Origin of the sequence: Paraglaciecola arctica (assembly GCF_018861065.1) — a bacterium.
GTDB lineage: Bacteria > Pseudomonadota > Gammaproteobacteria > Enterobacterales > Alteromonadaceae > Paraglaciecola > Paraglaciecola arctica_B.
This window is the reverse complement of record NZ_JAHKQO010000007.1, coordinates 260,107-278,644: the sequence shown is the minus strand read 5'-3', so window position 1 is coordinate 278,644 and position 18,538 is coordinate 260,107. Positions and strand designations below refer to the sequence as shown.

Genomic DNA, 18,538 nt, shown 5'->3' with positions numbered 1-18,538 from the left:
AGGCATTTTTTATTTAGATTGAGTTATTTTGTTGGCTAGCGGTAACAGCAACACCCTTCTTTATTCCTCATTAATCGGCGTTTTGTTTACTCGATTCGCGTATAAAAAGTTGATACGGCAAAACATGCCGTTTCGCCATCGGAGTACTATCCTGAAACGACATTAGCGGATCGGTGAGCAAACTTATAGCGAGACCAGCCATATCTCTTATGGGCTGCTGAATAGTGGTGATTCGAGGCCATACAACTCTGGCTAACTCGGTATCATCAAACCCCACAACCGATATTTGTTTGGGCACATCTAAGTTATTTTTAAGTGCCACAGATATCACCGCTGCGGCCATTTCATCGTTACTCGCAAAAACGGCGTCGGGTAATACCTCAAGAGACAGTAGTTTCTCGGCGGCAACAAGTCCGGATTTATAAGTAAATTCCCCTTGCTCAATATATTCGGGGGGCATTAACAAACGATGTGAACGCAGAGCATCTAAATACCCCTGATACCTGAGCCTGCTAACCCCTTGATTTTCATTACCTATAATATGGGCAATTCGTTTATGCCCAGTCCTTACCAAGTGTTCGGTGATGTCGAAAGCGGCTTGATAATCATCCATACAAATATAGGGGCTAGCCGATAAATCAATATCCGGGGCGATTCGAACAAAAGGGGTATGTGATTCTTTAAGTAAGCTTAAGACCTCAGGAATATCAGCTAAAGGAGGCAACAAAATTAAGCCATCGACTTTAGTTATGAGGATAAAATCGCTGACAATAGAGAGTGCTTTTTCGGTTTCTCCCGCAGTTTCATCAATGACAATATGAAAACCATTAGTACGGCATTTTGTTAATGCCCCAACCAAAAACTGACTCACATAATTAGCATTGGCAAATTCACACACAATACCGATAAAGAAAGATTTCGAACTAGATAAACTTCGAGCGGCAACATTGGGACTGTAATTTAATTCTTGCGCTATCGCTGCTATTTTGGCTCTGGTTTTAGTCCTGACTTTAGGATCGTTGTTCATTACGCGGGATACTGTCATCACCGAGACGCCAGCCCTTTCCGCGATATCTTTTAGTTTTACTCTAGACATATGTCAGGTTTATATCGTGTGGATAAATAGAATGTTACGTTAACATTCTATCTTTAGAATTCATAAAATTTTCAGGTTTTGTGTTATTGCATGGTTGATTTGCAGTGCCGCTCAATAAAGTTCTGATGGCTTGGCATCCTGTCTACAGACTGTTGAATAACGTGTTTAACGTGAGCCAAGCGCCTAGATACTTCCTCTTGCTCAAGCAGATCGGCCATAGGATGATATTGCTCAGGCATGAGTCCCTGACCAATCATTACAGCAATCCAACTCGATTGATTAAACAATTCATCATTCTCCCGAAAAACGCGTCCAGAGGACTTAAAAAGGTCAATTTTTGATTGCAAATAATCGGGGATTTCCATGTTGCGGCAGTACCGCCAAAATGGCGAGTCTTGGCGCTCGGTTACATGATAATGCAGAATAATAAAATCTCGAATCCGACGTATTTCTTCATCCGCTTGTTTATTAAAGGTATCTACCGTTACAGGATCGAAACTTTTATCAGGAAATAAGCTCATCAAGCGAGAGATGTTACTTTGAATTAAATGTATGGATGTAGATTCTAGCGGCTCGATAAAACCACTAGACAAGCCTATCGCTATACAATTTTTATTCCACTGTTTGCGACGCATACCAGTATGAAAACGCAGAAATCTAGGCTCTACTAAAGGTTCGCCTTCTATATTTTCCAGTAAGATTGCTTTAGCTTCCTCATCACTCATAAACTTACTTGAAAACACGTGGCCATTACCGGTTCTATGTTGCAACGGAATGCGCCATTGCCAACCGGCCTTTTGGGCCCAAGATCGTGTATAAGGGTAAAGTTCACCCGTGTTTGTGCTGGGTACAACTACTGCGCTATCACAAGGCAAAAAGTGACTCCAACTTTCGTACCCTGTGTGCAAAGCTTCTTCAATCAGCAATCCTTTAAAACCAGAACAATCGATAAACAAATCACCTTCAATTTGTTTACCATCATTCAACTCAAGGGAGGTGATAAAACCCGAATCATTATTTAAGTGCACGTCCTTAACTTGTGCTTCAATTCGTTCTACCCCTTGGGAGATAGCAAACCTCTTAAGCCATTTAACATACAAACCAGCATCAAAATGAAATGCGTAAGCAATGTTATTGCATGGTGAGTTGGGGACATCAATCGAGCGCATCATTTTGTTGTCACGGGCTGCTACGCAGTTAAAAGCATAATTATCTAGTCTATCAACCCCCATAGCTTTAGCAGTTTTTAACCAATAGTGATGAAAATCTACACCATCAAAATTTAACCCTATAGTACCAAATGGATGAGTGTATTCATGGCCGAGTTGCTTCCAATCAACAAATTGAATTCCGTGTTTAAACGTGGCGTTGGTTTCCCGCATAAATTCATCTTCATCCAGACCAAGTAATGCGTTAAATAGTTGTAATTGAGGAATCGTTGCCTCTCCTACACCTATAGTTGGAATTTCAGCAGACTCAACAAGGGTGATGCTACACATCCGATTCTTTAACAACTTGCCCATAGCTGCGGCGGTCATCCAACCCGCAGTGCCCCCACCGACAATAACAACCTTTTGTATATTTTTTTGCATACACCCTCCTAAGAATACTGGGTTAGAAACTACCTTGTAACACTAAAGAAAAGCGACGATCGCTCTTAAACCATGAGCGGCCATAACGGGTGCCACTTTCATCAACTTGCATACTAGTTTTGGTAATAGTGTCTAACAAGTTCACACCTTGAATGCCAACTTTAATGTTTTCACTCAATGTGTAATAAAACGAGCCATCCAAGTAACCGGCGTCTTCACCATAAACAGGCCTATGAGGCGCTACAACATCTCTCGCTGTAATCAAGTATTCAGAGCGCCAGTTATAAGCTAATCGGGTTGAGATTTTGTCATCTTCATACATCACTACAAAATTAGCCGTGTGTTTAGATTGCCCTGCCAAAGGCAAAGATTCAAACGCGAGTTGAGTGGGACCATCCTTAGGTTGCCCATCCGGATCGGTAGTAAACAGATTGGAATTAGGCACACCAGAGGCACTGATATAGGAATAATTCGCTTGCACCCCTAAGTGGTTAAAGGGTTCAGGTAGTTGACCAAAAAATTGCTGATAAGCCAATTCAAAACCTTGCATCTCGCCTTCGTCGGTATTGATAGGTTTTTGCACAGTCACTGTGTTTGTAACACCATTATTGGTGTAGGACTCATCTACACCACCAGTGACCCAGAAGTCTTTTAGGTCTTTCAGGAAAATAGTGCCAGTAAGTGAGCTTCCTTCATCAAAGTACCATTCTAAGCCTAAATCAAATTGGGTTGAGCGCATTGGTTGAAGATTTGGATTAGCTGAATTACCGGTCCATGCTGTGATATCTGCACTGACAATTTGCGCGTCTTCGCCGTCACCGTCACGCACTACCGCTGCATTTTGGTTATTGATACTAACAAAACTTTTTATGTCGCCGGTGTTTGGATAAGCCAATGCCTTCGACGCGGCGAATCTTAAAATTAAGTCATCAGACAACTCAGCTTTGACATTAAAGCTAGGCAATACATAATCATCTGACGTGGTATTGGTTATAAATCGTGTCGCGTAGTTGCCAAAGTCCAGATCATCTTGAGGTAAAAATAGATTAGTTTGTTTTGCATATTCTTCCTGGATTTCTTCAGGAGTACGTGTACCGTTGTCGAAGAATGACAAGGGTTTGATTTCAAGATTAGGAAAAGAAATATAACCCGAGGTTTCTCTTTCTAAACGGATATACCTTAGACCCACGTTACCAGAAATAGGGTATTTCCAATCGTAAGATTCAAAGTCAATTCGCACGTAAGCAGCGGTATTCGTTTCAGAAAAATCGTTTACTTCGTTAGGTCTAAATGGCCCATCAAATTCTTCGAAAATTGCATTGCCGTTACTATCTACCCCAAGTTGTTGGCGAGGGCGGTCTGCTAAAGGCTCCCAATCAGATGAGGCATTGGCCAATCTGCTGCCCGCATTGGCATAATCTCGCACCAAGTCAAAAGAAGGATGATAAGTATACCCTTGACCCGGAATAGTCACATGCCCACCTCTGAAATGGTCATCCCAATAGACTTCTTCCACGTCGTTAACTAAGGATGCGTGTTCAGGTAAATCTAACCAAGCACCAGCGAAACCATTTCCGTCTGGGTCTCCAGAAAAAATCGCCCCTAGTGGCTGCCAACTATAAGCTGAAAACTTAACCGTTTGCTGTCGCTTAGCGTACCTTGCACCGAATTTAACAGAGGTTAAATAGCCGTCATCGAAGGTATATTTGGTATCCCAACGCAGTGCACTTTCGTCGCCATCGCTGTCTTCAATATGATCCATAGCAGAACGCCAGTAGTACGACGATTTATCTTGGAAAAAGTTTTCGTTACCTTCACGTCCATTACCCGCAGCCTGGCCATTCCAAGGTTCAAGAAAAGCAATACTTGGCGCATCACCAGAAAAATCTAGATACTGATTAGCATGGGTACCTAAGAATATAGTAAAGTCTGTGTCATCTGTTTTTGCATTAATATGCTGCACGTCAAATTCGTGGGACCAGGTATCATTTGGTCGCCATTTAAGATTCAAAGAGTAATCATCAACTACTGTTTGTTGATCTTTAATTCGACTAGAATTTTGCCATGTGTTCCCGAACTGTGGAACTGGATTCCCAGACCAGTCTGCCGCCTGCGGAACGCGGTCGTTATCGGCTCCATTTGAACGCCATCCACCTAATGAAGTATGCGTAAGGGTGCCAGACTGAAACGCCCCATTGTCATCGAATTCAAAAGCAGGAAAACCATCCAAAGGGAACGACTCATCTCGAATACTCACGCCATCATCTTCATACATATTGGTTTGAAAACTCATGGTTCGTTCTGCCCAAGCTAAGCTCGCATCAGAGCGTAAAAACTGCCCTGTAACCAACATAGTTCTATCTTGGCTTTCCCATTGGCCGACCAAAGTAAAACCTTGGCGCTCACGTTCTTGAATTTGCGTGTTCATATTGCCACCATTAGGCATATAAACAGTTGAGCCTTCTACAATATTGTCTCTCGGTAGAAATATTTCTGATTGCAGACCGTCAGAACGACTGGTCAACTTTGAGTAGGCAACATTAGTTAACAAACCAAATTTACCCTGTTCGGTGTTCCATGAATCACTGAATAAAAAAGATCCCGTTGGTGAGGTTTCATCCGCAAAATCTGTGTAAGTCGCGTCCACAGTAAAAGCGATTACGCGGCCATCTTGATCAAAAGGCTTACGGGTATTGAGGTTGACTGTCCCGCCGATCCCCCCTTCAATCATATCGGCAGATTGGTTCTTGTAAATCAACACAGAGCCCATCAACTCAGGTGGCACATCCTGAAAACTCAGCCCACGACTAGAGTTAGCACTAAAGGTATCGCGGCCATTAAACTCGCTGCGAGTTTGCGTCATCCCCCTAATAACCGCACCACTGCCTTCTATGCCAAAGTGGTCAGGATCGTTAGCGGCAGCAAAACGCTCTATCGATACGCCAGGAATACGCTGCATTGCTTCCAAAACACTTCTATCTGGCAAAGCGCCGATATCTTCTGCTGAAATACCGTCTAAAAAGGTATTCCCTTCGCGCTTAAGATCTTGGGCTTTAATCAAACTACCTCTTAGCCCTTTTACTTCAATTACTTCGACGCCTTCATCCTCAGACTGGGCATCATTTTGCTGTGCCATGGCGATTGTTGAACTGGCGCTTAACGCCAGCGCTAATGCGGTTGCAATACGATTTTTGTAAATTGTTTTAGTTTTCATGGTTACCCTCTAAGTGCATGGCCAGCTAAGTATTAATTTTGTGTTTGATGGACAAGCTAGCCGCAGGGAAAATAAAACAATGTTATCGTTAACACAACATACTGTTAACAAGGGTTTTTCATTTTAATGAATTGATGACTTTAATCTTTTTGCATAAAGAGCACTTTTTTTAGCATGTTTTTTATTGGAAATAAAAAATCACAAACACTTGTTTTAAAAGAATTAATTTACTCCAAAAGGGTAGAAAAAACACTCCACCCCAACAACTAATTATTGTCTAAATCACGGTTTTTACATAATGAATAATCGCTATTTGCAAATAACTAAACACTAAAAAAAGCAATTTGAATACTAAATATAGTTAATACACTTATTACATCATAAAAACTAAAGTTAAAAATGATACCGGTAACATCAATAAAAATTTGGATTATTGCCTGTAGAGCTTAACTAGTGCAGCCATACTCAAAACTGAAAGCTACCGATAAATTAACCTGATGTTGCATCCAATATCAAAACTAAGCTAGATATCCTTTTTATTTTATTTGTTACAATCAAGGTATCGATTTAAGAACTAGCGAGAATTTGATGAAAAAAGGTCTAGGAATTTTTACTTTAGTTATACTGCTAATTGTTGGCGCTGTTTGGTACTTTTTAAATGGAGCAGGCGACTTTATTCGTGCCCAAATAGAACAACAAGGAAGCCAATACCTTGGTACAGAGGTTTCAGTGGGCAAAGTAGATTTGGCTTTGACAGAAGGCAAGATGACCCTCAGCGCTTTAGCAATTGATAATCCAAAAGACTTCAGTAATCAAAATGCCTTCAGTGTCGATTCAATCACATTAGATTTAGGTGAAAGTATCAAAGAGCCCTATGTGGTGCAGAACATCAGCATCAATGCTCCACAAGTGTTGTACGAAGTAGATTCAGAGGGACAGGGCAATTTAGTGGTCATAAAGAATAACTTAGTCGCCAATTTACCTAAGACAAATAACCCAACTACAGAATCACAAGGGGTAAATCCGCTATTAATAGTGGAAAACGTCACCGTTAGTAATGTGCAACTCAAACTAAATTTTGAAGCTTTTTCTACTGGTGATTTAGACATTAAAACCAAAGCTTATGAGGTGACCTTACCTACCTTCAATGCGGGAGCCATAGGCCAACCCAATGGTATGCCAGCTGATCAAGTAGGGGCTGCAGTGGTCAATGCCATGCTAGATAATGTGATCGCAGCTGCTAAAGCGCAAGCTAAAAAACGTTTAGCAGAAGAAGCCAAGAAAAAAGTCAATGAAGAACTGGATAAACAAAAGGATAAGTTATTGGAAAAAGCCAATGATAAACTCAAAGACCTGTTAAATTAACGTAAGTTTGTTATGGCTTAACTTGAGATCTAATTCTAATACTGCTGTTTTGCATTAATGTTAGTGCAAAACAGCCTCTCCCAGTTACGTTTCTACAACTTAAAGTTCACTAGTTACTGCCTTTCTTCAGCCTCAATTACCTAATATTAACTTCCCCTCTTTTTTTACTGGCGCATTTTTTCTGGCAGTGACTATAGTTTTGTAAAGCCCAAAAACGCAAAGCAGATACCACACAGGGAGGTGAAGATGTCATCATTTAAAAAGCGCTATTCCAGTCTAATTATTTTTTCGGTTACTGTGTTGTTGGCCGTTAGTATTTCAAGTGCCATGTACTTTTTTAAAATCCAAAAAAATGAAGACTACCAAAATCGCTTACACTTTCGCGGACTCAATGAGGTGAGTAGAAGTTTTATTCAATCTGCTGAGCAACTCACCGAAATAGCAAAAGTATGTGAAGAGATAGACGCCTCGTCTTCTTCGTGTGAAGACTTACTCAAAAACCGAGTGGCGTTAGCTAATCGTTCCGCAAATTTAAAAACCTTAAAAATATCGAGCTCGACACAAATAGGCCAATCAGATTTTCAGGACCACAGAATCTTTTTCCATACAGACGGGAAAACATATATCAGAGTAAGAACAACCTCACCTCTTGCTACCCCTTCATCCTCTAAGATTGTCAATAGGCCCCCCAAAAACCACGCTAAAAACCCAGTAAAGATCGCTAAAAAAGGGGCCATAAATATTCTCGAAGTAGAGACAAAAAACTTTGTCCCAGCAAATATTGAGCGCTTTCCCTTAGTACTCATAACGAACGCAGCAGGCATAGTGATTGGCGCGAGCCAAATCAATAAAAAGGGGGTAGAAACCGCGGATTTACAATTTCAGGACATCAATAGCTTCTTTAAACAAATAGCCGCAAAACATACCCAGCGCGCAGAAAATAAAGACTACATTAACGATTTCAAACCCACTACTAGTGAAATATTGGATACCACAATTGGCGGAGTAGACTATCGAATATTTTTACAACCATCCAGTTTAACTGCGTTTAATACCAGCACCGATCAATTATATATATTAGGTTTGGTTCCAGCTGATGAGTTACGCCTAGCTAAGCTAAATGTTTCACCTAACACAGCGCTGTGGTTTGTTCTTATTTTAATCATATCTATCTCGCTGTTGCCGCTATTAAAATTACGTTTTGTTTCAGTGAAATATGCTTTTACTCGCAGCGATGTCAGCCAAATAGGATTAGGCTTGTTGGTGGCAGTTGGCATGTCGAGCATTGCTATCAATCACCAGTTATTTTATGGTTATTTAATGGCAGAAAAATCACACCAAGCCACACAACTCTATAAACAAATCACCGAAGAATTCCAAACCGAAATCGATACCCTAAAAAGTTGGGCGATCTTGAATAGCGATAAACTGAAAACATCCCATGCACTTGGCAAGTCGGCGCATGCATCAAACAACAAATGCCTTTTTGTTGAAACTAATCGTTTTGGTAAAGAAGGGGGATTTTCAAGTTGCCAAGATGACTCATTGGTTATCAAAAATACAGTGAATCCAGATATTTACGATTATATTATTGAAGGTGCGTTTATCCTCAACGAGGAAGGACGATTTCTGGAAAATGCGACCACCATATGGAAACAAAAGAACCTATTGGCCGGTCGAGATATTAGTCTCGCTCATAGACAATATTTCCGGAAAGCTAAAGATTGTGAGCTTTGGGGTGAAACAGACAATAGTCGAAAATGCAGTAAAGGCGTAATATTTGAGCGCATCAATAACGTTAGGGATGGAAGAAAAAACACCCAGTTTGCCGTACCTCTATTCGACCGAAAGCACCAAGAGAATAGACAAATATTAAGTTTTGGCACACGTTTACGGACTTTTTTTCACAGAGTGATGCCCAGAGACTATGGGTATTTAGTATTTGACCAATCAGGAACGGTACTGTTTCACAGCGACGAGCAACGAAGCCTCATTGAAAATGTTTTTGTAGAAACTGACAACAATAAACAACTTTATGCCTTTGTATCCAACCAAGATTATGATTCTGGCAAAAGCATGGATCCCATTACTTTCGATGCGGTTTATCGCGGTAAGTCACACCTATTTTCAGTAGGTGATTTATTTATCGATAAAAGCTATAAAAATGCACCATTAACACTAATCATATTTTTTGACCAAACGGGAGCAGAGTTAAATAATATGCTGTTGCTTTTTATGGCAGTAATGTTGTTTCTATTTCTGATTATTCCATTATTTGCGTACCTTCGATACACCAGCAGCCAACCATTTTGGGCCAGTCTTTTATACTTCAACCCGCGCCATGCCAATCGTTATCGCAGTTGGTTATTTTTGTTAATTGGAGGAAGTGCGTTTTGTTTTTTAATGATGGGAGTGGTATTCGACCTAACACTTAGGCTTGGCATTTGGCTACTGGTTGCGGTATTGACCCTAAAACTTATTACGCGGAGCCTTGATCCCCACAAGACGGTATTACGTGGCGCCTCTCCCAAGTTAACTCCATTTGTTGTTGTTGCGATTGCAATCATACTAATTGGAGTATATCTGGGCCCTATTTACCCAAATGATAACACTGTCAATTGGGTGTTTTTCCTGGTGGGTTTAGGCACGTTCTTAGGGGCATTATTTTTTTATTTTCGTATACCTTTAGCCGAATCTTACACCGACACGGTTTTTGACAAGGAGCGATATACCAAGACTTACCTGTGTTTTATCCTTGCTGTGGTTTTTCTTGTGGCGGCTGTTCCTGCAAGTCTAATTGTGAATAGCGCCAATGGGTATTTACTACAACATCAGGCAAGGTTACAAACCCAACATTTACAAATCGCAGAAAAAAACTATCAATCTCAATTAGCGGATTACAAATTAATCATTGGCGAAGCCGATAAAAACAATTTTAAAGGTAAAGATTGGTTAGCAGAAAATTCACTAAAACAAATGTTTCCTGCCTTTGGAAATTGGATAAATGCCGTGGATACAGACAACCAATGTTATACAGATAAAGTTATACAGAAGGTTTTTTCAAATATCGCCTTTGCTGATTCCTTGTTGGCTGAAATAACCCATCTAGCAAAACGCGTTACTTCTTCTCAAAAAGATACGTGTACAGAATTACAAAATCATGGGGTACTTCAAGCAAATAATACATCACAACAAATAACAGCTGATTCAAGCCACAACAATACTTTACAGTACCATCCTGATTTATTTATGTTGCTTGCAAGTGAGCGTAGTATTGTGTTTATTGTGATTTCAATTTTTCTGCAGTTATTTATTATACATCGCCTAATTACGTTAGTTTTGGTCAGGCGTTTATTTGGTGATCACTTAACCAATGATTTTAGAATTTCCTATCCGCGAGAACACTCAACAGCTGCCGAGAAATGGGAAATTCTCACTGCAAAACTCAAACAAACTGCTGCGGTTAGAATTTTGCTGTTACATTCCACGCGACAGCGCATTGTCCACGAAGTAAAAACAAGAGATGTCACTTTTTTCGAAAATACGGTATTTAACATTGCCGATTTACTCAATAAAGAACAGGGTAATTTTGAGATTTTACAGCGATTATCAAAGCATAGAAAACAAACACCAATGGTTTTGCTGCTTGAAGGTTATGAACTTTTAGCGTTTCTACCAGAACAAAGGCAACTAGCACTATCACTCACAGAATCCCTAATAAAAATGTCTAATGTACACCTTGTCATTATTGCCGACACGGCTCCTATTTTTCGATTAACTAAACAAGACGAGTATCCACATGCTAAAACCGAAACAGTTGCAAGTACCACAGAAGAATTAGGCTGGGCGATGTTGTTTGCAAACTTTTCTAAACACTATGACTGGACGCCAGGCAGGAAATACATGCCAAGAGCGGTCGGTGATGTACTGCATTTAATTGAGAACGAGTCAAATGGTTGGGCTGAATTGCGTGAGATTGAAGAAGCCTTTAAGGATTATCACCGTCTAGTTAAAATGCAAGATACACAAGCCCAATTAACTGCAGAAAATTTACAGCAATTTTGGAAACCATCACAAATTATTGGTTTTTTCGCAATGCATGGTGGGGCCTTGTATAGGATGAAGTGGGAGTTATGTACTAAGGACGAACGTTATTTGTTATTTCAGTTAGCATCGGGTTGTCATGTGAATCCATTAAATTCAGAAGTGCTAGAACATCTCATGAGACGTGGCTATATCTATAGAGATGCCGGATGGCACCTAGTTAACGATAGTTTCAAACGTTTTGTTCTGCATGCTGAAAGAGAAAGCGACGTGGCACAGTGGCAGGAAGATGCGAATACGGGGATTTGGTCAATGCTTAGGATCCCGGTATTTACCCTTGTATTGGTATTGTTAGTCGTCACTGTTTTTAGTAGCGGTCAAGCGATTGATTCAGCTCTAGGGATCTTGACGGCAATTTTGGGAATGATCCCTTTATTACTGCGCAATGCCTCACTTTTAAAAGGTAGTAATACCAATATTGGTGAATAACATAGGAGAAGTTGACTTGTTTGAATAATTTCCTAAAACAAAAACATTTATATGTTAGCTAGAGACCATAGGGGTCCAGTTTATGATGCCTTAGAGCCGCAGTGCAAAGTTATTTGCAGCGAGCAGTCCCAGTTCCGCAGGAATTAGCTTGGCTGGTACTTCGCCAACATAGCATACAAAGCTTCGGTATTTATCGGCTTGGAGAGATAATCATCCATACCTACTTCGAGACACTTTTCTTTTTCACTATTCATAGTGTTCGCTGTCAGCGCTATGATAGGAATGTGCCCTGATACTTCGTCAGCCCTAATGCGGCGAGTGGCTTCATAACCATCCATTTTCGGCATTTGGCAGTCCATAAATATCAAATCAAACTTTGTCGATTCAGGAGCGGCTAGAATGGACAAAGCCTCGAGCCCATCATTAGCTAGTTCTACGTTAATATCAAACTCATCCAAAACCGCTTTCATCACTTCTTGATTAATGAAATTATCTTCAACTACCAGTACCTGCAAATTATCAAAACTGCTCAACGTTTGGTTATCTTGGGGCGTTTTTTCTGAAATTGACGTTGGAACCGCTTCTTGAAGTTGAATAGTAAAATGGAAGGTGGATCCTTCTCCTACTTTACTTTGAGCTGATATGCTGCCCCCCATCAATTCACAAAGTTGTTTGCTAATAGCCAATCCTAATCCAGTGCCACCAAAGTTTCTGGTAGTCGACATATCAGCTTGAGAGAAGGAGTCAAAAAGGAAAGGCAGTGATTGTTCACTGATGCCAATGCCCGTATCATTAATTTCCACACTTAATTGCAAATGGTCGTCCACTGTTACCAACTCATAGTGAACCTTGATATGACCTGATTCTGTGAACTTGATCGCGTTGGATAACAGATTGTTGAGTATTTGGGTAATTCTATGGGGGTCGCCCACGACCTTTCTTTGCGGATAACTGTGGTTAGTTAATGCTAACTTCAAGCCCTTTTTATTAGCCAAAAATTGCTGGTCTGCAATCAATTCTGCAAAAAAACGCTCTAAATCGAAGGTAACTAATTCTATCGCCAATTCACCTGCTTCAATCTTTGAGAAATCTAACACGTCGTTAATAATAATAAGCAGAGAATCTGCGCTGCGTTTAGCTGAAGCAATGAAACCTTGCTGTTGTTCATCTAGTTTCGAGCGAGACACTAGATCAATCATGCCAATAACCCCATTCATTGGGGTACGAATTTCGTGACTCATAACCGCCAAGAACTCGCTCTTTGCTAATGTGGCGGCTTTGGCTTCTTGTTCATGTTGTATTGCAAGATCGCGCTCCTGTAAAAGCTCCATTTGTTTTTCTACCAACTTTTTTCGCGCCAGGTGGGCAAACCAACTGAGCAATGTACTCATTGCCATGGCAAAGAAAAAGTGCTGGAACAAGGCCATTTCAAGGGCAAAGTTGATAAAGCTCCAGCCTATCCAGTTAAACACAATAGAAGCTATCCAATGACTTCGATTAGATAACACTATGCCCGAGGCAATGATAGTGACGAAGATGTTGGTTGTGTGTTCTGGAGCGTGAGAAAACCACAAATGCAGTAGGCTATTGCTACTGGCCATGAACAACAGCAATAGAATAAAGCGGCTATGGTGCATCAATGAAATTCTGGATGAAGTAAGCCCAATCACCAAACTAACAGTTGCAGTTGTTAGAGCAACAAATAGCATTATCCACTTGAAAGAATCTTCTAAAAGAAATAGGTGCGCCAGAGTAAGAAAAGAATAAAGAACGACAAAAAAATAAGCGACAGGCTTAAGAAGCTCTATGGTTTCATTATTACTGTGGGTTTCAGTATTTTTCTGGATCAAAAGGGACAACCACTTCAACTGTTAATGTGAACTCAAGAAGAACGTCCGCTTACTGAATTAAGCCTATACTTAACTAGCATCCCTTTCAGGCTTATCTAGCAAAGTAACAACACGCTGATTCTATATGTGATACGCAACGCCATGACCAGAAAAGTATGACGAACATAACCCAGCTAGAATAGGCGTCTTTTTCCCAAAAATCTATAGTTGAAACCCTGTTGAAATCGAAAGCTTGCCATAAAATATACGTTTAGCAGGTATACTAAAATGATTGTGCTTAACAACTATTTTTTGCAACTTGCTATTTGCTCTCCCAAAACTGTGCCACAACCGCAAATATATTAATGACTTACCGTTAAAGGGCACGGGGTTATGCTCAGATCTGTTCTAAAATCTTGCATTACACCTTCCCACCCAGCATCAATCTATGACATGTGACTATCCTTACTTTAGTCTGAAGGAAAATCACCCATTTTTACCATTTTTCAATTGAGTATCTTTAGTTAATTCCTCTAGGAGTAACCAAAGTTGGCCACGATCAACCTCGATTATCGCTTGCAGTCCATGCCCCCACTTTTCTATTGAATACTTTGTAATATCGATCTGCACTTGCAGTGAAACTGCTGCGTACATTTTTATGCAACTTATGTATTGACTTGGATCAGTAAACATTCTAAAGTTTCAATAATTACTGAAACTTTAGAATGTTTAAAATATGAAAATGACACCAATGATAGAAACCTTCGTGATGCACTTCGGCGAAATGGGCAGTCGCTGGGGGTTCAATCGCACCGTTGGGCAAATGTATGCATTATTGGTCATCACTAAAGATCCTATCAGCGCCAATCAAATAGCTGAAGCTCTAAGTATTTCTCGCGGTAATGTCAGTATGGGGTTAAAGGAATTGCAGTCATGGCAATTGATTCAATTGCATCATAAGCCTGCAGACCGCAAAGACTATTTTCAGACTAACGGTAGTATTTGGGATATGGCTAATCGAGTATTTGAAGAGCGTCGTAAACGAGAAATGGATCCAACTCTTTCGTTGTTACGTGACATTTTACTTGATACACCAGCCAATGATGAAGAACAACATGCACAGCAAAAACTTCAAGAAGTACATGACTTACTTGAGGGCATCACCAAGTGGTCTAGCGAATTGCAACGCTTGAGTCCGGAAAAACTCGATACCCTAATGAAACTAGGTTCAGGTGTAGGCAAAGTGCTGGATATGAAACATAAGTTATTAAAACGCAGCAACGAATAAAATGCCCTTCAGACTACATACAATTCCCCACTTTTAAACTTTACAATTGAGGTGCCTTATGGCTGACGTCTTCTTGTTGTCTCGCCTGCAGTTTGCGGCCAATATTAGCTTCCATATCCTGTTTCCCAGTATCACAATCGCCCTAGGCTGGTTCCTATTTTATTTTAAATTACGTTTTAACCTCAGTGGTCATCCAGTGTGGATGCGTATTTACCGTTTTTGGGTCAAAGTGTTTGCGCTGACCTTTGCTTTAGGAGTCGTAAGCGGCATCACTATGTCGTTCCAATTTGGTACTAATTGGCCTGGCTATATGGAAACAGTGGGTAACATTGCAGGACCACTTCTGGGCTATGAAGTACTCACAGCTTTCTTTTTGGAAGCGACTTTTTTAGGTGTAATGTTATTTGGCATGCACCGAGTACCAACTTGGTTACACACCTTGGCGACCTTGTTGGTCGCTGTTGGCACTACCCTTTCAGCCTTTTGGATCATTGCACTTAATTCTTGGATGCAAACTCCTGCAGGTTTTGAAATGCAAGACGGCGTCGCCCACGCTTTAGATTGGTGGGCCATCATTTTTAACCCCTCTTTTCCTTATCGCTTGAGTCACGTGTTATTGGCCTCAGCGTTAACCGCTTCGTTTTTGATAGCAGGGGTATCTGCTTACCGGATTATTCGTGGAGACAATAAAAAAGCCCCTCGTTTGGCACTAAAAACGGCGGTTTTTGTTGCTGCCGTTTTAGTGCCTTTACAGATATTTGTAGGGGATTTACATGGTTTAAATACTCTAAAACACCAACCTCAAAAGGTGGCAGCAATGGAAGGCATATGGGAAACCCAAAAAGCAGTACCTATGTTGATGTTTGCCATTCCCGATGAAACAACCCGCAGCAATCACTACGAACTAGCGATACCTAATCTCGCTAGTGTCATTTTGACCCACGATGCTGAAGGCCAAGTACAAGGGTTAAATGACTTTATTGGCGAACACCCTCCCGTTAAACCCGTGTTTTATGGGTTCCGAATTATGGTAGGGATTGGGCTCTTAATGTTAGTCATCGCTTGGCTTTGTAGCTACCAATTAATCCGAAACCACCACTTAAATAAAGTCCAATTATACAGCCTAATCGCAATGAGTTTTTCTGGATGGGTCGCCACACTAGCGGGTTGGTACGTCACTGAAATTGGCCGTCAACCTTACTTAGTATCTGGCTTGCTCAAAACATCAGATGCAGTCACGAACATTGCCCCTGAAAACGTCATTTTTAGTTTTATTTTGTATTTATCAGTCTATGTTACGTTGCTCATCGCCTATTTACACACCTTATTTTTAATGGCGCGAAAGGCGGTTGAAATAGAAGAAATCCAACCTGAAGAAAGGCAGCATCAGAAACATTTTCGGCGACCTCATAACAGCACGGCGGGAGAATTATCATGATTAGTGACGCTAGCCTACCAGTCATTTTTGCAGGATTAATGGCCTTATCTGTAATAGTGTATGCCATTTTAGACGGCTATGATCTCGGAGTAGGCTTATTGCTCCCATTAAACAACGATCAGCAAGCAGATCAAATGATCGCCTCAATTGGCCCTTTTTGGGATGCCAACGAAACATGGTTAGTCTTGGCTGTGGGATTATTATTAATTGCCTTTCCATCAGCGCATAATGTCATATTAAAAGCGCTGTATATTCCAGCGTCCATCATGTTGGTAGGTCTGATCTTAAGAGGTGTCGCATTTGATTTTCGGGCTAAGGTGGCACAAGTCAATAAACACCGCTGGAATCAAATTTTCAAATTGGGCTCCTTTATCGCATCGACCTGTCAGGGTTATATGTTAGGCAATTTTGTCATGGGGTTTGAAACTTCTGTCACGGCTTATTTGTTTTCTATTTTAAGTGCTTTAGGAGTAACTTGTGCCTATGCCTTAATAGGCAGCACCTGGTTAATTTTAAAAACCACAGACGAGTTACAATTACTTGCCATAAAATGGGCCAAACTTGCTGGGAAAGTCAGCTTTATCGGCATATTGGCGGTTTGTATCGTCAACCCACTAATCAATCAATTTGTATTTGAACGCTGGACCAGTGCGCCTTTCGCTTATTTTATGGCGTTGGTACCTTTTGTTTGTTTCACCTTGTTTTACATTGGCAATTTAGTGTTGAAGCAGTTACCCCTCAAAGATGACACTGGTTGCTGGTTACCCTTTCTTATGACAGTAGTGATTTATGTGTTTTGTTTTTGTGGTTTAGCTTTTAGTTTTTATCCTTACGTAGTACCCGGTGAGTTAACTATTTGGCAAGCAGCCAGCGCTCCTGAGTCTTTGCGTTTTATATTATATGGGGCGTTAATCGTTATCCCTTGTATATTGGCATATACAGTATTTTCGTATCGAGTGTTTTGGGGAAAAGTACAGGACTTAAAATACTACTAGAAAAAACCTCTTAATGAATTCGAAAGCAGATACCACTATTATGCGATTAAAATAGTTAAAAACGCATTTTCGCCTAGATTTTTCATTAGCTTTAGGTAGATGATATGGCTTAAGGAATTCATCGTATTAGGAAGTAGGCTGTTATGGAGAATATCATTGCTTGGTTTTTCAGGACCACCCACATTCGATTGGTAATCATCATGTGTGTGATTTATTTAATATTTCCATTGTATTTATTGCCCAACATTATCAATACGGGAAGTGTTGGGCCGCTGGACTTACTATTTTGGTATGACCACGATACGCTTTATCAGATGTTAAGCAACTATGGTGAGTCGGTCCGCAGTCGATATATGATTGGATTGTTAACAGCAGACGTAGCCTACCCTATTTATTATGGCACTTTGTTAGCGTTGATTTTTGCTTTGGTGTTTAAAAAGCTGACCATCCCATTTTCTAAAAAAATTATTCTTGTACCTTATGTTGCGGTACTTTTTGACCTAACTGAAAATTCGCTTTTAGTGTATTTACTCAATTCTTTTCCCATTAAACACATTGAAATTGCAAATTTGGCCGGGTACATCACCGCTATTAAGTGGAGTGCCTTTGGGGTTATAGCAACCACTATAATCTATTTAGTGATTTACGGGATACAATCTAGAAAACGTAAAAGTCACATAGGTTAACACTGCAAAGGATCCATAATGAAACATCTTAACTCACAATTATTCTTCTATTTAATTATCATCATGATAAGTCTTTTGGTTCCGCAGCAATCCTTAGCGGAACAAATCGAATATTTTTCATCACAGCGCAACATAGAGAAAAATTACCCTTTTTCAAATGCCGTTAGGGTAGGAAACTTGTTATTTTTATCAGGTGAAATAGGCACCCTACCCAACTCCAGCAAACTAATTGCAGGTGGCATTAAAAGCGAAACCAAACAAACCATGGATAACATTCAAGGGAGTTTGGCGAAACATAACTTAACAATGAACGACTTAGTAAAATGCACTGTAATGTTGGCAGATATAAAGGACTGGCCGGCCTTTAATCACGTCTATAAAGACTATTTTCAAAAACATTTTCCTGCTCGCAGTGCTTTTGCAACAAAGGGTTTAGCCTTGAACGCGCGGGTTGAAGTGGAATGTATTGCAGCGTTTAGCAAAAATTAGCGTTTGTTAAAAT

12 protein-coding genes are annotated in these 18,538 nt (G+C 40.4%); 7 read left to right on the top strand and 5 right to left on the bottom strand.

The window, feature by feature from the left end; genetic code table 11:
* Positions 1-70 precede the first annotated feature (70 nt).
* From KO534_RS03425 to KO534_RS03415, 3 genes are all read right to left on the bottom strand, one after another.
* Positions 71-1,096, bottom strand: a complete 1,026-nt coding sequence (locus KO534_RS03425) for a LacI family DNA-binding transcriptional regulator (RefSeq protein ID WP_215927266.1) — start codon at positions 1,094-1,096, stop codon at positions 71-73.
* Between the two features lie 83 nt (positions 1,097-1,179).
* The gene (locus tag KO534_RS03420; protein ID WP_215927264.1) at positions 1,180-2,688 is read right to left on the bottom strand and encodes a tryptophan halogenase family protein; all 1,509 of its coding nucleotides are present in this window, start codon (positions 2,686-2,688) and stop codon (positions 1,180-1,182) included.
* 22 nt (positions 2,689-2,710) lie between these two features.
* The gene (locus KO534_RS03415; protein ID WP_215927262.1) at positions 2,711-5,902 is read right to left on the bottom strand and encodes a TonB-dependent receptor; all 3,192 of its coding nucleotides are present in this window, start codon (positions 5,900-5,902) and stop codon (positions 2,711-2,713) included.
* A 588-nt stretch (positions 5,903-6,490) separates the two neighbouring features.
* Between KO534_RS03415 and KO534_RS03410 the strand changes: the two genes are divergently transcribed.
* Positions 6,491-7,267, top strand: coding sequence for a hypothetical protein (locus KO534_RS03410; protein WP_215927260.1), 777 nt, complete (start codon positions 6,491-6,493; stop codon positions 7,265-7,267).
* A 246-nt stretch (positions 7,268-7,513) separates the two neighbouring features.
* Entirely contained in the window at positions 7,514-11,800 is a 4,287-nt protein-coding gene (locus KO534_RS03405) for a hypothetical protein (protein ID WP_215927258.1), read from the top strand.
* 143 nt (positions 11,801-11,943) lie between these two features.
* On the opposite strand, the gene KO534_RS03400 is transcribed toward KO534_RS03405, so the two are convergent.
* A complete protein-coding gene (locus KO534_RS03400) occupies positions 11,944-13,650 on the bottom strand; it encodes an ATP-binding protein (RefSeq protein WP_215927256.1) in 1,707 nt (568 codons plus the stop codon).
* A 465-nt stretch (positions 13,651-14,115) separates the two neighbouring features.
* Positions 14,116-14,283 (bottom strand): hypothetical protein, encoded by a 168-nt coding sequence (locus tag KO534_RS03395; RefSeq protein WP_215927254.1) that lies wholly within the window; start codon positions 14,281-14,283, stop codon positions 14,116-14,118.
* A gap of 82 nt (positions 14,284-14,365) precedes the next feature.
* Between KO534_RS03395 and KO534_RS03390 the strand changes: the two genes are divergently transcribed.
* The 5 genes from KO534_RS03390 to KO534_RS03370 all read left to right on the top strand — a co-directional run bounded on the left by KO534_RS03390 (position 14,366) and on the right by KO534_RS03370 (position 18,525).
* On the top strand, positions 14,366-14,917 hold the full coding sequence (locus KO534_RS03390) for a GbsR/MarR family transcriptional regulator (protein ID WP_215927252.1): 552 nt from the start codon (positions 14,366-14,368) through the stop codon (positions 14,915-14,917).
* 58 nt (positions 14,918-14,975) lie between these two features.
* Positions 14,976-16,355, top strand: a complete 1,380-nt coding sequence (locus KO534_RS03385) for a cytochrome ubiquinol oxidase subunit I (RefSeq protein WP_215927250.1) — start codon at positions 14,976-14,978, stop codon at positions 16,353-16,355.
* Positions 16,352-17,350: a cytochrome d ubiquinol oxidase subunit II gene (gene cydB / locus KO534_RS03380; protein WP_215927248.1), complete on the top strand. Its 999-nt coding sequence runs from the start codon at positions 16,352-16,354 to the stop codon at positions 17,348-17,350. Before KO534_RS03385 ends, cydB begins: the two co-directional genes overlap by 4 nt.
* A gap of 143 nt (positions 17,351-17,493) precedes the next feature.
* Positions 17,494-18,036, top strand: coding sequence for a hypothetical protein (locus KO534_RS03375; RefSeq protein WP_215927246.1), 543 nt, complete (start codon positions 17,494-17,496; stop codon positions 18,034-18,036).
* 18 nt (positions 18,037-18,054) lie between these two features.
* Entirely contained in the window at positions 18,055-18,525 is a 471-nt protein-coding gene (locus KO534_RS03370) for a RidA family protein (RefSeq protein ID WP_215927244.1), read from the top strand.
* Positions 18,526-18,538 lie beyond the last annotated feature (13 nt).

What these genes read in the sequence shown, in the direction of transcription:
- KO534_RS03425 (WP_215927266.1), bottom strand. Translation starts at nt 1,096, where the DNA reads ATGTCTAGAGTAAAACTAAAAGATATCGCGGAAAGGGCTGGCGTCTCG.
- KO534_RS03395 (WP_215927254.1), bottom strand. Translation starts at nt 14,283, where the DNA reads ATGTACGCAGCAGTTTCACTGCAAGTGCAGATCGATATTACAAAGTAT.
- cydB (WP_215927248.1), top strand. Translation starts at nt 16,352, where the DNA reads ATGATTAGTGACGCTAGCCTACCAGTCATTTTTGCAGGATTAATGGCC.
- KO534_RS03390 (WP_215927252.1), top strand. Translation starts at nt 14,366, where the DNA reads ATGAAAATGACACCAATGATAGAAACCTTCGTGATGCACTTCGGCGAA.
- KO534_RS03385 (WP_215927250.1), top strand. Translation starts at nt 14,976, where the DNA reads ATGGCTGACGTCTTCTTGTTGTCTCGCCTGCAGTTTGCGGCCAATATT.
- KO534_RS03420 (WP_215927264.1), bottom strand. Translation starts at nt 2,688, where the DNA reads ATGCAAAAAAATATACAAAAGGTTGTTATTGTCGGTGGGGGCACTGCG.
- KO534_RS03415 (WP_215927262.1), bottom strand. Translation starts at nt 5,902, where the DNA reads ATGAAAACTAAAACAATTTACAAAAATCGTATTGCAACCGCATTAGCG.
- KO534_RS03405 (WP_215927258.1), top strand. Translation starts at nt 7,514, where the DNA reads ATGTCATCATTTAAAAAGCGCTATTCCAGTCTAATTATTTTTTCGGTT.
- KO534_RS03410 (WP_215927260.1), top strand. Translation starts at nt 6,491, where the DNA reads ATGAAAAAAGGTCTAGGAATTTTTACTTTAGTTATACTGCTAATTGTT.
- KO534_RS03375 (WP_215927246.1), top strand. Translation starts at nt 17,494, where the DNA reads ATGGAGAATATCATTGCTTGGTTTTTCAGGACCACCCACATTCGATTG.
- KO534_RS03370 (WP_215927244.1), top strand. Translation starts at nt 18,055, where the DNA reads ATGAAACATCTTAACTCACAATTATTCTTCTATTTAATTATCATCATG.